The sequence below is a fragment of the Enterococcus sp. 3H8_DIV0648 genome, assembly GCF_002140655.1.
Classification (GTDB): Bacteria; Bacillota; Bacilli; order Lactobacillales; family Enterococcaceae; genus Enterococcus_A; species Enterococcus_A hulanensis.
This window is the reverse complement of the sequence record NZ_NGLG01000002.1, coordinates 1,040,130-1,054,024: the sequence shown is the minus strand read 5'-3', so window position 1 is coordinate 1,054,024 and position 13,895 is coordinate 1,040,130. Positions and strand designations below refer to the sequence as shown.

The 13,895-nt window shown below is 38.8% G+C and carries 22 protein-coding genes; 20 read left to right on the top strand and 2 right to left on the bottom strand.

The features are described 5' to 3' along the window. Positions 1-88 precede the first annotated feature (88 nt). The 17 genes from A5875_RS21330 (at position 89) to A5875_RS21245 (ending at position 10,896) form a co-directional block, all read left to right on the top strand. Positions 89-271 (top strand): hypothetical protein, encoded by a 183-nt coding sequence (locus tag A5875_RS21330; protein WP_088935574.1) that lies wholly within the window; start codon positions 89-91, stop codon positions 269-271. A gap of 10 nt (positions 272-281) precedes the next feature. Further along, positions 282-992 carry a phage antirepressor KilAC domain-containing protein gene (locus tag A5875_RS21325; protein ID WP_088935573.1) on the top strand — a complete coding sequence of 237 codons (711 nt, stop codon included), beginning with the start codon at positions 282-284 and terminating at the stop codon, positions 990-992. Continuing rightward, complete coding sequence (locus A5875_RS21320) at positions 993-1,268, top strand: helix-turn-helix domain-containing protein (protein ID WP_088935572.1); 276 nt, start codon at positions 993-995, stop codon at positions 1,266-1,268. A gap of 332 nt (positions 1,269-1,600) precedes the next feature. Next, positions 1,601-1,795 carry a hypothetical protein gene (locus A5875_RS21315; RefSeq protein ID WP_088935571.1) on the top strand — a complete coding sequence of 65 codons (195 nt, stop codon included), beginning with the start codon at positions 1,601-1,603 and terminating at the stop codon, positions 1,793-1,795. Positions 1,796-1,884: 89 nt separating this feature from the next. Then, complete coding sequence (locus tag A5875_RS21310; protein ID WP_088935570.1) at positions 1,885-3,834, top strand: hypothetical protein; 1,950 nt, start codon at positions 1,885-1,887, stop codon at positions 3,832-3,834. A 3-nt stretch (positions 3,835-3,837) separates the two neighbouring features. Continuing rightward, entirely contained in the window at positions 3,838-4,128 is a 291-nt protein-coding gene (locus A5875_RS21305) for a hypothetical protein (protein WP_088935569.1), read from the top strand. Continuing rightward, positions 4,128-4,316 carry a hypothetical protein gene (locus A5875_RS21300; protein ID WP_088935568.1) on the top strand — a complete coding sequence of 63 codons (189 nt, stop codon included), beginning with the start codon at positions 4,128-4,130 and terminating at the stop codon, positions 4,314-4,316. Before A5875_RS21305 ends, A5875_RS21300 begins: the two co-directional genes overlap by 1 nt. Further along, positions 4,316-5,194 carry a recombinase RecT gene (locus tag A5875_RS21295; protein WP_088935567.1) on the top strand — a complete coding sequence of 293 codons (879 nt, stop codon included), beginning with the start codon at positions 4,316-4,318 and terminating at the stop codon, positions 5,192-5,194. The genes A5875_RS21300 and A5875_RS21295 overlap by 1 nt, the downstream gene beginning before the upstream one ends. Beyond that, positions 5,187-5,915 carry an MBL fold metallo-hydrolase gene (locus A5875_RS21290; protein WP_088935566.1) on the top strand — a complete coding sequence of 243 codons (729 nt, stop codon included), beginning with the start codon at positions 5,187-5,189 and terminating at the stop codon, positions 5,913-5,915. Before A5875_RS21295 ends, A5875_RS21290 begins: the two co-directional genes overlap by 8 nt. A gap of 11 nt (positions 5,916-5,926) precedes the next feature. Further along, positions 5,927-6,694 carry a DnaD domain-containing protein gene (locus A5875_RS21285; protein ID WP_088935565.1) on the top strand — a complete coding sequence of 256 codons (768 nt, stop codon included), beginning with the start codon at positions 5,927-5,929 and terminating at the stop codon, positions 6,692-6,694. Positions 6,695-6,762: 68 nt separating this feature from the next. Next, positions 6,763-7,539 (top strand): ATP-binding protein, encoded by a 777-nt coding sequence (locus A5875_RS21280; RefSeq protein WP_088935868.1) that lies wholly within the window; start codon positions 6,763-6,765, stop codon positions 7,537-7,539. Further along, positions 7,536-7,790, top strand: a complete 255-nt coding sequence (locus A5875_RS21275; RefSeq protein WP_088935564.1) for a hypothetical protein — start codon at positions 7,536-7,538, stop codon at positions 7,788-7,790. Before A5875_RS21280 ends, A5875_RS21275 begins: the two co-directional genes overlap by 4 nt. Continuing rightward, complete coding sequence (locus A5875_RS21270; protein ID WP_088935563.1) at positions 7,780-8,250, top strand: DUF1064 domain-containing protein; 471 nt, start codon at positions 7,780-7,782, stop codon at positions 8,248-8,250. Before A5875_RS21275 ends, A5875_RS21270 begins: the two co-directional genes overlap by 11 nt. Before the next feature lie 11 nt (positions 8,251-8,261). Further along, complete coding sequence (locus A5875_RS21265) at positions 8,262-9,035, top strand: hypothetical protein (protein WP_088935562.1); 774 nt, start codon at positions 8,262-8,264, stop codon at positions 9,033-9,035. Beyond that, positions 9,019-9,225, top strand: a complete 207-nt coding sequence (locus tag A5875_RS21260; RefSeq protein WP_422851555.1) for a hypothetical protein — start codon at positions 9,019-9,021, stop codon at positions 9,223-9,225. Before A5875_RS21265 ends, A5875_RS21260 begins: the two co-directional genes overlap by 17 nt. A gap of 274 nt (positions 9,226-9,499) precedes the next feature. Further along, a complete protein-coding gene (locus A5875_RS21250) occupies positions 9,500-10,501 on the top strand; it encodes a tyrosine-type recombinase/integrase (RefSeq protein WP_088935560.1) in 1,002 nt (333 codons plus the stop codon). A gap of 14 nt (positions 10,502-10,515) precedes the next feature. After that, positions 10,516-10,896: a DUF7448 domain-containing protein gene (locus tag A5875_RS21245; protein WP_242551256.1), complete on the top strand. Its 381-nt coding sequence runs from the start codon at positions 10,516-10,518 to the stop codon at positions 10,894-10,896. A 239-nt stretch (positions 10,897-11,135) separates the two neighbouring features. Here the strand turns inward: A5875_RS21245 and A5875_RS21240 are convergent, their stop codons facing one another. Next, positions 11,136-11,798 (bottom strand): 5'-methylthioadenosine/S-adenosylhomocysteine nucleosidase, encoded by a 663-nt coding sequence (locus tag A5875_RS21240; protein ID WP_088935558.1) that lies wholly within the window; start codon positions 11,796-11,798, stop codon positions 11,136-11,138. Positions 11,799-11,902: 104 nt separating this feature from the next. Here A5875_RS21240 and A5875_RS21235 point away from each other — a divergent pair, with 104 nt between their 5' ends. The 3 genes from A5875_RS21235 to A5875_RS21225 are packed head-to-tail and all read left to right on the top strand — an operon-like array spanning position 11,903 to position 13,590. After that, on the top strand, positions 11,903-12,184 hold the full coding sequence (locus A5875_RS21235; RefSeq protein WP_088935557.1) for a hypothetical protein: 282 nt from the start codon (positions 11,903-11,905) through the stop codon (positions 12,182-12,184). Next, positions 12,181-12,375, top strand: a complete 195-nt coding sequence (locus A5875_RS21230; RefSeq protein WP_088935556.1) for a hypothetical protein — start codon at positions 12,181-12,183, stop codon at positions 12,373-12,375. The genes A5875_RS21235 and A5875_RS21230 overlap by 4 nt, the downstream gene beginning before the upstream one ends. Before the next feature lie 33 nt (positions 12,376-12,408). Continuing rightward, complete coding sequence (locus A5875_RS21225; RefSeq protein WP_088935555.1) at positions 12,409-13,590, top strand: DNA cytosine methyltransferase; 1,182 nt, start codon at positions 12,409-12,411, stop codon at positions 13,588-13,590. Between the two features lie 102 nt (positions 13,591-13,692). Here A5875_RS21225 and A5875_RS24040 read toward each other — a convergent pair. Further along, positions 13,693-13,895, bottom strand: a 203-nt coding sequence (locus A5875_RS24040; protein WP_217809364.1) for a hypothetical protein, incomplete at its 5' end; no start/stop codon positions are given.

Sequence of the window (13,895 nt, the reverse complement as noted above, 5' to 3'; positions counted from 1 at the left end):
GTATAGAATAAAACTCTATTCGTGTCAACGGAGTTTAGAAAATAGTTGTTAAATTTGTTTACTCATTCAATTGAAAGGAGTGAAACAAATGGCTGATGCTCAAGAAACTCGCAATAAAATCTTGCGGCATTTTGAGGATAAAGGTTGGGAGATTCCGGATGTCGCCAGTGCGCTAAACATTTCGGAGCAGTATCTTCGAAAAATTTTAAAGTACCCCGATAAACATTTTAAACAGATAACTGACATTATTTCGCGTTACAGAATTCGATAGGGGGATAAATATGAACGAACTAATCAAAGTGACAATTAATGAAAACGATGAACAGTTGGTCAGCGGGCGTGATCTCCACAAGTTCTTAGAAGTAACTGAACGATATTCAACTTGGTTTGAACGTATGTTGAAATACGGATTTACTGAAAATATTGATTTTACTGGGTGTAAAGTTTTTAACACCCTGGCAAGACAAGAATTACAAGATCATGCCCTGAAACTAGATATGGCAAAAGAAATCTCAATGATTCAACGATCTGAGAAAGGTAAACAAGCACGTCAGTATTTTTTAAAAGTTGAAAGAGCGTGGAATAATCCAGAAATGGTTGTTCAGCGGGCTTTACAGATTCAAACTCGCAAGGTTGAAGCGTTAGAGCTTGAAAATAATGAGTTAAAACCCAAAGCACTTTTCGCTGATGCAGTGGACGCTAGCAAAACTTCAATCTTAATCGGGGATTTAGCTAAGATAATCAAACAAAACGGCTATAACATTGGGCAGAACCGCCTGTTTCAATGGTTAAGAGATAATGGCTATCTAATCGCTCGAAAAGGAGATAGCTATAATATGCCAACTCAACGATCGTTGGATTTAGGAGTTGCAGAAATCAAGGAGCGCACGCACAACAATCCTGACGGAAGTATTCGAATTAGTCGTACACCAAAGATTACTGGTAAAGGTCAAATCTACTTTGTAAATAAGTTTCTTAATGAGGTGAGTTAAATGTCCATAGAGTTTGTTCTTTCTAAGGAGCAAGAAGACTTAATACAGTTAAGAGTAAATTCAGCAATTAATATTGCAGTAGAAAAGAATGTTGTTGGAAAATTCATCACACGGGATTTTCTTAGAATTGGTGAAGCCGCTGAATATTTAGGGGTTTCTTATAACACTTTAAAAAACTTCACTGAAAACTATGGACTCAAAATTTCAGTGATCGATGGAACAAAATTTATTTCAAAACAAAATATAGCGGAATTCTTAAAGGAATATGAAAACTAAAAGCCATAGGCAGGCATATAGAATTCGTTAAATGGAAAGAGGCTGTTATGCAAATAAAAGTGATAACGAAATCTGGGACAATAATCCACTGGTTAAAATCGAAAGCTGATGCTCGTAAAACATTGCTGCGATACCTACACGATCGAAAGGCACGAATCACGGTGAAATTATGAAACCAATCTACTTAATAATTATATGGACCGTATGTCTAATCTATATTGGTATCAATTTGTATTACAAAGATTTTATTGGGCGAGTTTTTTCGATGTTGATCTTTCTAGTAGCAATCATGTATACACTCGTTGTTTTAAATATTTGAAAGGAGAAAGCTAATGAGAAACGATTTTGACTATGTCGAAACCATTCCGGTGTCTGTTGCGAATGATAAAGCACGGTGTCGCTCGAAAAAAACACTATTAACTGGTGCGATGACAACAAGTTTTCTAGCTGGATTATGGCAAGCAGGAGTAGCGCTTTTCGGAGTTTTAATTGTAACAAACTTAGTTCAAAAGAAGAATCGGGAGTAATGCTGCATGAGCAGAACAAAAAAGGCCTACCTCGGAAGCCGCCGAGATAAGCCAAAAACAAAAAAGTTTATCTAAGGAGAGTTTAACACATGACTGAAATTCTAATCAATAAATTAAAGTACAAGCATTTCAAAGGCCTTGAAGATTTCGAATTGACCTTAAATGGAGCCTCCGCAGTTATCAGCGGTCGGAACGGATTAGGGAAAACAACACTTGCGGATGGACTTCAGTGGCTGTTTTTCGGTAAAGATTCTACCGGAGCAAAACTTAATCCGAAACCGCGTGACAAGCAGAATCAAGAGCTTTTAGGTTTAGAACCAATGGTTGAAGCAGAACTGATCATCGACGGAAAAGTAACGGTTCTCAAACGGATTCAAGAGGAAAAATGGACGACCAAGAAAGGTGAACTTGAGAAGACTCGTAGTAGCGACAGCACAAGATACTTCATCGATTCAGTTCCGATTAAAGAGAAGGACTGGAAATCATACCTAGATGAAATAGGCGGCGAGCAGTCACTACAGATGCTCTCTAATTCGTCTTTTTTTATGACATTGAACTGGAAAGATCGGCGTGAGCGATTGATTGATCTTACTGACTTAACAGATGAACAGATTATCAAAGAAGATGATGAACTCAAAGAAATCAATGATTTCATAGGCGATCACAGCATTGATGAAATGAAGAAAATACTTAAAGGTCAAAAATCAGATATTAAATCAGACATTGATGGCATGCCTGCGCGTATTCAAGAAGTCACTGATATGAAAGCAAGTTTAAATGTTGGAGACCGACCGAAGGAAGCTGTACAAAAAGATATTGATGAAATGACAGCGTTGATCACTGAGAAAGACTCATGGCTACTAGATGCGAAAGCGGGCGCCGTTAATCATGAACTGAATGAGTTGAAACAGGAACAAGCGGAACTTCGGGCAAAGCTTGTTGATGAAAAAACAAAGTTCCAAACTAATGCTTTTGCAGCAACATCTAGTTTACAAGAAGACTTCAATAATCAACACGCTTTAGTTAATTCGCTGCGCACCGATTTATCTGCACTGGAAGCTAAAGAGTACCGAATGCAAGAAGCGTTGAAAGAGAAGCAGGAGTTCTTGGCAGAGCATCGAATTAAATATGATGATCTTGATGCACTTGAATTTGATGAACAACAAACCACTTGTCCGACTTGTGGCCAAGATTTACCAGAAGCCGAGATAGAAGATTTAAGAGCTACATTCAATAAAAATAAAGCCGAAAAAATAGAAAAGAACGTTGAGATTGGTCGTCCCATCAGTCAAGATGCCAAAAAGCTCAAGGCTGAAATACCTGTACTTCAAAAAGAAATTAGTGAAAAAAGGAATAGGTTGCAGGCTTCTGAATCTCGTTTGGATGAAATCAATAATGATTTAATCTTCCAAAAAGGTAAGCAAGGAGTGTTCGAGGATTCGCAAATCTATCGAGCCATCATTGCGAAAAACACACAGCTTGAAACAGCTATGGAGCGTGCAGCGGCTAAAGACAATAATGCTGAGGCTGAAAAATTATCCGCTGAGATCCAGTCGGATAAACAGATTTTAGCAGGGTTGAATCAAGAAATGCAGAAGTTCGACATGATCAAAACCTACGATGATAGATTAGTCGAGCTAAAAGACCAGGATAAAGATTTGAAGAATCAAAATCAGTTAGTCGAAAAGCAATTGTGGTTGATTGAAGAATTTACTCGTCGCAAAGTGAAGCTGATCGAGGAGTCAATCAATGAGCGTTTCGCAATCGTTAAATGGAAATTGTTCGATGTTCAGAAAAATGAAGGCATCAAAGAGATGTGCGAAGCAACATATCAAGGCATTGAGTATAGTAGCGGTTTAAACAACGGCGCACGAATCAATTGTGATCTGGATATTATCCGCACATTGTCTCGAGAAATCGGGATCACTATGCCGGTGTTCGTTGACAATGCAGAGTCTGTCAATGAGCTTCAAATCCTGAACACTCAAATGATCGAACTACAAGTTACTGAGGACGAGAAGCTGAAAGTAGAGGTATAGAAAATGGACTTAGACAAATATTGGGATTTTTCGAGCAAGGTTAATAATTTATCAAATAAAATATCTGGTTACAGAAAAAGGAAAGAAAGTTTAGAAAAAATGGACTCTATTTCGGTACTGAGTAAAAACGGAGAGTTTTCGTTTGATCGTGTTGATATTGGAAAAACTACCGCTTTATCAATAAACGATTCGGCTGTGGAATCTTTTAAGGTTCTTGCGATTAAGCATTTTGAAGATTTGATTGACAGATCTGAAAAAGAACTGAGAGAACTCACGAAAGGGATGATTGACTAATGGAGATCATGGTTTATGCAAAAGTTCAAGGAACGAAGCATTTTATCAATGTCTATGACGATCTACAAACATTAAAGTCAGAAGTGCACTCGGAGTTAGTCGCTCATAGTAAAACGGAATGGATATGCTCGATTTTTTTCTCCATAAATGGAGAGGAATTCAAATTATTTACGGGGGATGAAAAATAATGACTAATCAAACACCAGCGGTTTTACAAAAAGATATTACAGATCACGTCAACGGCAAATTGGCGGCATTAAAAAATGAAGGGCTACATTTACCACCGGGTTACGCATCAGCAAATGCTTTAAAAAGTGCGTTCTTTGAACTACAGGAGGTTCAAGATCGAAATAAAAAACCGGCTCTTGATGTTTGCACTAAGGAATCAATCGCAAATACCTTACTCGACATGGTCGTTCAAGGTCTAAGTCCTGCGAAAAAGCAATGCTATTTCATTGTATATGGAAATAAGCTGCAGTTGAACCGATCATATTTCGGTACACAAGCAGTCTTAAAACGTCTATCCAATGTTAAGGATATTTGGGCAAATGTCATTTACAAAGGGGACACCTTTGATATTGAAATTGTCGACGGACGTGAAACGCTTAAGGAACATCAAACAGCATTTGAAAATCGCGACAACGAAATTATCGGAGCATATTGCATTATCGAAAAAACGGACGGCGAACGAGTACTTACTACCATGACCAAAAAAGAAATCGATAAATCTTGGAGCAAAGCAAAAACGAAAAATGTCCAGAATGATTTTCCTCAAGAAATGGCAAAAAGAACAGTTATTAATCGTGCGGCTAAGGCTTTTGTCAATACAAGCGACGACAGTGATTTGCTGATTGAAGCAATCAACAATACTACTGCTAGTGAATACCATGACGAAAAGGAAAGAAAAGAAGCGGATATCATCGACGAGATTGATCAAAACGCAAACAGTGAGGTGCTCGATCCAAAGCGTGTAGAAGATATTGACGAACCTCAAGTTAACGAAGACGAAGAACAGTCGATCTTTATTGAACCAGACTCACAAGAGGATGCTGATCCATATGCTTAAGATTAAAAGCTTTGGTTCAGGAAGTAGCGGGAATGGCTATCTAATTGATGATGGTCATTCTCAGCTAATGATTGAGGCTGGTGTTCAATTCAAAAAAGTTCAGCAATCAATGAGGTTTGATTTCTCTAAAGTTGTCGGTTGCCTAATAAGTCACGAACACCGCGATCACTGTAAATATGTACCACAGCTGATTGATATGACTTCAGTAGAATTCTTTAGCACTCAGGGAACTTTCAAAGGGATGTCGGCTGATCCAGTCTTACACTTAGAAGCTAACGACTATTATCGATTCAATTTTATGAAATACAGGGAGACAGTCAAGATCGGTAGCTGGTACGTGACACCGTTCGAGACCAAGCACGATGCCGAAGAGCCTTGTGGTTTCCTAATCGACAATACAACTAGTGATCGGCTGGTTTTCATCACTGACTCCTATTACGTGAAGTACCGTTTCCCAAATGTAACTCACATGATGGTAGAGGCTAATTTTTCAAAAGAAGTAATCGACGAAAAAATGACAGACGGTTTTGATTTGAAAAGAAGGACTCGCTTGCTAGAAAGTCACTTCGATTTCAAGCAAACGAAAGAATTTATCAAAGCTAATAAATCGGATCGATTGCAGGAAGTATGGCTTCTACATTTATCGGATTCAAATAGTATCGAAAAACAATTTAAAGAAGAAACCCAGCAGCTTGTTGGAGTTCCTGTCTATATAGCTTAGGTGGTGATCGAATGAACCATGGCTATATCAAATTATATAGAAAAGTGACTGGTTCATTCGTTTGGACTAATTCAAATATGTTGAAACTCTGGATTCTGTGTTTGACGAAAGCTAGCCACAAAGAAAGTCGTTTCATTTTTAACGGTCAAGAAATAGCTGTGTCCAGCGGTCAATTCGTCACAGGGCGCGCCGTTATCGAAAAAGAATTCAATGAGGGAGTGCCGCGTGACCAACAAATTGTCGGGCGTACGTTATGGAGATGGCTAAAACGATTTGAAAAAGAAGAAATGTTGTCCATCAAATCAACCTCAAAATACAGCGTCATATCAATAAAAAACTGGAATGAGTATCAAGGCAGTGACCAACAAGTGTCCAGCGGTCGTCCATCAACTGTCCAGCAAGTGTCCACATACAAGAATGAAAAGAATGATAAGAATGTTGTTGTTGCTGTAGAAGAGGGAAAAAGTTCATCTTTTCAAAATGTCATTAAAGCATATGAATCAGTTTTCGGAATGATCAATTCATTCATGGTTGAGAGTCTTCGATACTGGTCGGATGACTTATCTCAAGAATTAGTGATTGAAGCTTTACGAATTTCGGCTAAAGGAAATGCTACAAACTTCAAATACACAGAAAGCATTCTGCGATCTTGGGAAAAACAAGGTATTAAGTCAGTGGCTGATGTTAAAGCGTTGGACAAGAAAACCGAAACAAAAAAGCGACACAGAAAAACTTCTTCACAACAACGCGAATGGAAAGAGTCGGGTGATGATTTTTGATCGAAGGCATTACTAAAAGATTTGGAGCATTGATTGAAGCCGGACCCTGTCCAAAATGTGGCGTCCCAATGCTTAAATGGGAAAACAAAAATAAAGATGGATCAGAACGATGTGCGCCAGTTTGTATTGCACCGGGATGTGGTCATTGGGAAATGACGCAACGCAACAGTGTTAAAAATCAAGTCATTGTAGATGAATCAGTGAAAAAGGCTGCTGAATTAAAAATGATAAATAATTCGATCGTGACTGATATGAAAGTTTGGCGAAGCAGTTTCGAGAGCTACAAGGTTGTTGATCAGGAAACACAACAGGCAAAATTTAAAGCTCAAAACTGGATGAACAAAATTCTTAACCATGAAAACCTGCATGTGATTTTTACCGGAAATCCCGGTGCAGGTAAAACACATCTAGCGGCTGCGATCATCTTTGAAGTATTAGAGAAATCCAATTATAAACGGACTGTTGGGATCATTAACTTCCGCGAATTATTGGAACAGTTACGTGTAGCTATCAACGATGATGAAGTACGGAAATCAATCCGTGGAGCGTTGATGACCGAAATCAAAAAGATGGACGTTTGTGTGATCGACGATTTAGGAGCAGAGCTAGGAACAGCAGAGAACCCTTCACAGCCAACGTCATTTGTTATTGAAACACTGCAGTCATTAGCTGAAGCGCGTCTGGAAAAGGCTACGATTTTTACTAGCAATCTGAACTCAAGTCAGATTTTATCTCTTTATGGAGAGCGAATTTATTCACGAATGATGAACGGAGCAAAAGCAGACGATAAGTTGAGTGCTTTTCGTTTTAAAGAGACATCTGATAAAAGGAGGAATCCGATTTGAGTTTTGTCGTAAAAAAAGAGTGTTATCTCGATGAACATGGAAACGGCAGACCAAGCTCAATACATGCCAAAAAACATGACGAGTACGAGATGGCCGAGGCAGTCGCCATAACTTGTGGCGGCAAAGTCGTGGAACTAATTGATAAGACAGATAGAAAAGTGGTTCGCACTAAAATAGAATCCAAAAGGAAAACGTCATCCATGAAAGCAAATCAAGCATGGATGCGGGAAGGAAATCTTTATGGGAAATAGTCCAACAGCTTTAAACAAGCGTGGGAAGAAAGTCGTTATAGATGGCTTTAAGTTTGACTCAGAAAAAGAAGCACTATTTTACCAGCGCTTTGTCAGAGATTGCGGATTGCCATTTGAAGTGCATCCGCGGTTCAAATTAACTGAACTTACAGAGCTTCCGGAAGGTGGGAAAATAACACAAATAGCTTACACACCAGACTTCATTATTAAAGATCATTCTGGCAACTGGCTTCACGTTATAGATGTTAAAAATAGCTTTGGCGCATATGGAATTGATCAATCCAACAAAATAAGATTCCGATTGTTTGCCATACAGTTTCAGCATCCTGTTGAGGCAGTAGTTATTCGGAAAAATGATTTTAAAGTTATAACTCAAGGGATGACAAAATCCTTAAGGGAAAAGGAGCCGTTCATCACTAGCGACTTCAATTACCACTGGAAAGACGCAACTAACTATTAGGAGGATAAAAAATGTCAATAGAATTTAAACCAACAATCAAATCAATTAATATCGCGAGCGAGGACTTAACAAAAATTACTTTAGAAGTAAAAAATGGTTCATTAGATGGTCAGTACGAGGATTTAAGAAAGCTATCAGGAAAAACTGTTGTTGTAGCTATGCTCGCAGATCATTACTCTTACACTCAAAAAATTGATCGTAGCACGAACAAACCTGTTCAAGAATGGATAGTTAACCCTGATGGTACGACGGAAATGAGAGAGATTGAACAGACTCAATTGGATGTCGATGGAAAAGGAAATATTGATATTCGAGAAATCGAAAAGAAAGTCGATAAAGATTTAATTGATGAATACATCATGTGCTCAAACTCATTTGAATTTCCGGGGATCATCAATCCACGCGACGTTATTTCGCGCTTGGACCAAGGAGATGACCTAGGCGAAGTTGCAGATGCGTATGAAATGTCTGACGCTGCATTATTAGCTGAAATTGAAAAAGCGAGAAAACATTTTGCTCCATTCGCTGATGCGTGGAACAAAGTTCGGGATGAAGTAGTGTTTAAGGAACCCAAGGAAGATGAAAAGACAGATGATGCAGGGCCTGATCAGGAAAATGAAGAAGATGTCGAATCAGCCGCCTATAAAGAAGACGTTGATCCAGGTTCGGAAACTGATTTAGTAGAAACTGCAGAAGACGTTGATCCAGCTGCTGAACCAACGAATGAAGCTTCGGAAAATACAGAGTTTGATTCTGATGATCTGGAAGATGATCCGTATAGATAAAGAGGAACGAGTTTTGATATTGGAAGAAGCAAAGTGGGTATGGTCCAAAGAGGAAATTGAGCGAGCTATCTCGCTCTTTTCCCAAGGACTTAAGCCTTCACAAGTAGCAATTAAAATGAACCAGAAAGTGATTGATGTTGGTTTACTTTATCTGCATCTGCTTGAGAAGAGAAAAATTAAAACGGAGTGATTCGGTGTATCGAATATATCACGACGATGTTGCAGCAATTGTTGTTGATGAAACTAATCACAGTTACTGCTATACGAGTATTTCAAAGGCAAAGCAAATTGCTAAAAGTGTACAGACAAAAGTAAGTCATAGAGTGGCTTTAAATCAACGGGAAGAATTTCTGATAGAACTTGGATACAAAAAAGAAAGCATAGTCTCTTAAGAGATAGATTTTTAAAAACGTCAAAAAAACAATTAGATATTTGTGTGAGCTGACCTTGAAAGGGTGGTAATCATGGAAATGAAAGAGCAGTTAATAAACGCTGTAATTCGTAACATGGAACCTGAACTTGAAGTAAGCCAACTAAAGAAATTGAAAATTGTACTGACTATTAATCTGAATAATTTAAGTGTTGAGAAAGAAAGTCGAGATTTAGTCATATACGACGAATCGAGCGACCTAGCCGCATACAAGCAATATTTTGTGAGTATGAAACTCCGCGGTTTAGCTCAAGGAACGATTGAGTTAGCTATGCGGACCATTGACAAATTTAACCGTTGGGCGAAACTTCCGTACAAAGAAGTGACAACACAAGACATAAGGTTGTATATCGCTCAGCGAGACATGGTTGATCATTTATCGTCAGCGACGTTGGATCGCGAAAGAGGAGCTATCTGTAGATTTTTCAAATGGTTGTTCGAGGAAGACTATATCACGAAAGACCCCGGCCGCCGTGTTGAAAAAATCAAGGTAGAGAAACGACTGAAAAAAGCCTTCACACCTGTAGAAATCGAATTAATGAGGAATGCCTGTCGTAAACCTAAAGAAAAAGCGGTGATTGAGTTGCTCTTAAGTACTGGATGCCGCGTAACTGAGTTAACGTTACTGGCAATGGAAAATTATGACCAGCAACGGGGATCAATTACTGTTGTGGGAAAGGGAAACAAAGAAAGAGTCGTTTTCGTAAGCGCAAGAGCTAAAGTTGCGATTGATAACTACTTAGTGATTAAGCCTCATACTGATGGTCCAATTTTATGCGGATTGCATGGAGTTGGAACTGCTATGACCGCGAATGGAATTCAGAAAATGATTAAAGAGATAGCTAAACGAGCAAAAGTAGCGCATGCACATCCTCATAAATTTAGAAGGACGGCAGCAACTTTGGCCTTGAAGCGCGGAATGAGCTTGAACGATGTAAGGCGATTTTTGGGTCACACAGACGTTGACACAACGCTACAGTACATTGACACGAGTGGGTCTGATTTAAAGCTGGAACATGAGAAGTATGTAGCCTAGAAAGGATGATTTTTATGCGAGAATACGGAGATTTCGAAGACTTGAAAAATTTACTTCTGTATAAGCGAATTGTTAAATGGGATAGCGATACTCTGACTTTGGAAGACGGAACTGTCGTATCTGTTGAAGAAAGTGAGTACGATTGTTGTGCGAATGCATATGGCGAATTCAGAGAAGTAGAACTAGATGCAGTAATTACTGCTGTGTCAGATCCACTGGTCACAGACATTCCTGATGACGATACTAGAATTAATGCCGGCATCGTTACGATTTATCATAATCAGAATATCGTTGCTCTTGCGGATTGCTATGCGAATGCTGGAAACGGTGGCTATTACTACAGCATTTGTTCATTAGTAGTTGATGATGTTCATTACAAAGTAGTTGAAGTATAGAATCAGCAAGGTTTGCTGGCTCAAATATACAGCAGGCCTTGTATTTTTATGGTCCAAAAAAGGAGAATGCGAAATGACAATATTCGATTACATGTCTCAACATCCTGGTATGACAATAATTATTATTCTAATTATTTGCGAAACTCTTACGAATTTTGCAAAGGCATGGGCGAGTAAAAAGCTCCGCTAACGGACGCTATCACGTAGAAATGCATGAATTAATAGTTAAATAGAAAAGCTTACTCTATTTTGTAAATTAAGCAGATGAGGTCGAAAATTTTTGACATTAATTTTTTTTGCTCCATTTCTCCAATATTAGCCGCTTGTGAATTAGCCTTGTCAGAAACAATACGTATGGATAAAAAGCTTATTTTATTCAAAAAGCAACATTGGGCTATTGAGGCTGATTCCATGTCAACACAATCAACGTGAAAGTCATTTATTAAAGATGTTCTTTGTTCAGAAGTGGTGACGAAACCTTCTCCTGTACCAAAGGTCCCTATTTTTAATGAAGGATCATGTTTTGAGAACGAATGAATTGCATCTTTATCGGCTTCGTAAAAGAGTTTATAAGGAAATTTAAGTTGTGATTGCTTTTTTCGAATGTCGTAATGACAGTATTTCTTTCCGAGGTAAATATCTGATAAAGAAGAATTAGAAGATATTCCTCCACAAATACCAATATTAAGAACCAACTCGGGAGAAAACTTTTCAAGTAGCACTTGGGTGAAAATTGAACTATTTGTTTTGCCTTGACCGGAGCACAGTAAAATAAATTGATGGAGGCCTTGATTTGAAACATAAAATTTTCTGCCTAGATATTCGAATTTTTGTACGAGGGCTAGTCTGTCTATCAAAGGTTGGATTTCCAAATCCATGGCAGAAACAATTCCAATTTTCATAATAGAACCTCCAAGCTTATTTTAGAAAATTGTATCATAAAAAATAAATGAAACATGCCATTTAAAAAGTTCCGCTAACGAAGACGATCAAGGAGGTTTAAGCAATGAGTAGAACAGTGAGAATCTACAAAGGCTGGGAAATACACCGTGGAGCTGCAACAAATGAATTTAAACACGGGCAAATATTTAAACCACTTCGCAACGAAGGGAAATGGTTGGAAATCAATAATCTTTCTGATGAAGATTATGCATTTGGTTCAGTAATAATTCATGATGAACTAGATAAATGGGGGCATAAGATTTTTGCTAAAGCATTTGTTTGGGATTTGCTTAAAGAATTTGAAATGATCAATATGGATGCTCAGAAAGTGGAGGATGGCAAATGAACAATCAGTTTATTACACTTTACACCGTTGGTATGCATTCAGTCGGAAAGATACGAGTTAGTGTGAACGAAATAGTTCAGTATTACCCGAAAGGTGTTGGATCAATGGTGTTTATCGGGAGTCCTGAGAATTATTGGGAGGTCCAAGAAACGCCAGAAACTATTGACCAGATGATAGAAAAGGTAAGTTAACCACGCGTATCAAGTCAGAAAGGAGATGGGAGTATGAAATTTTTAGACCTATTCGCTGGAATCGGCGGCTTCCGTCTCGGAATGGAACAAGCCGGTCATGAATGTGTCGGCTTTTGCGAAATAGATAAGTTCGCTAGAAAAAGCTACAAGGCGATATTCGATACAGAAAATGAGGTTGAAATGCATGACATCACAACAGTTACAGATGAGTTTGTTCGAGGAATCGGAAGTGTCGACATTATCTGTGGAGGATTTCCGTGTCAAGCTTTCTCAGTTGCAGGAAAGCGAAAAGGTTTCGACGATACTCGCGGGACTCTCTTCTTTGAGATTGCAAGGTTCGCATCTATTCTCAGACCTAAGTTTCTTTTCCTTGAGAACGTCAAAGGACTCCTTAATCACGAAGGAGGGGATACGTTCGAGACAATCCTCAGAGCCTTGGATGAACTCGGGTATGATGTGGAATGGCAAGTGCTTAACTCTAAGGACTACGTTCCACAAAACAGGGAGCGAGTATTCATTATCGGACATCTTAGAGGAGCAGGTACCCGAAAAGTATTTCCTTTCGGAAACAATGACTCAGAGGTTGATCGACAATATGGAATCAAAAAAATCGGCAACATAAGAAAAAAAGGACTTTCTCAAAGTGGTGACGTCGTATCGATCGATAGTATTTCACCGACAATGTGCAGTACAACTACACAAAAAGACCCACTAAAAATCGCAATCCCAGTTTTAACGCCTGATAGAACTGAAAAAAGACAAAACGGCAGACGTTTTAAGGATGACGGCGAGGAAATGTTTACTCTTACCGCGCAAGATAGGCACGGTGTTGCGATCATTCAAAAGCCCAGAGGGTATAACGAAGGGGGTTCGCATGAGATTGCGCCAACATTATCATCAAATAGTTGGCATGAGAATAATTTTTTAGAGATCGGGGGTTTTTATACCAATGACTCAGCTGGATTTAATCGAGGAATACTCCCAGGCGCTAGTCGATCTATAAAAGCCCAAAATCATGATGCAGGTGTATTCGATGGAATTAGAGTCAGAAAGCTAACTCCACTTGAGTGCTGGCGGCTGCAGACGTTCCCAGATTGGGCATACTATCTGGCAGCGGCTGTAAACTCAGCAAGTCAGCTTTACAAACAAGCAGGAAATAGCGTAACTGTGGCAGTTATCTTTGATATTGCGAGACGCTTGAAGTTACGAAAATGATCATCGATAGTTTCCATGAAATTGTCGATGATCTCAGCCGATCACGTCAATTAATGAAACTTGAAAAGCCATCAAGTAATGGCTTTTCAAGTAGACAGTTCATTAAGGAAGTTCAAATTCAAGACCTTCGGAAGTACCATATGCAAAATTTATTCCCACCTTATATACAACAGGTCCTCCAGAATAGTTTGTTATTCGGAATCCAACATCATGAACTTCGGCAAAAACTGGATATTTAACAAGGCTACTGCTAATATCCGATTTAAACTCAGCAACGCTATCGAACCTGTAAGCTGGAGATACAC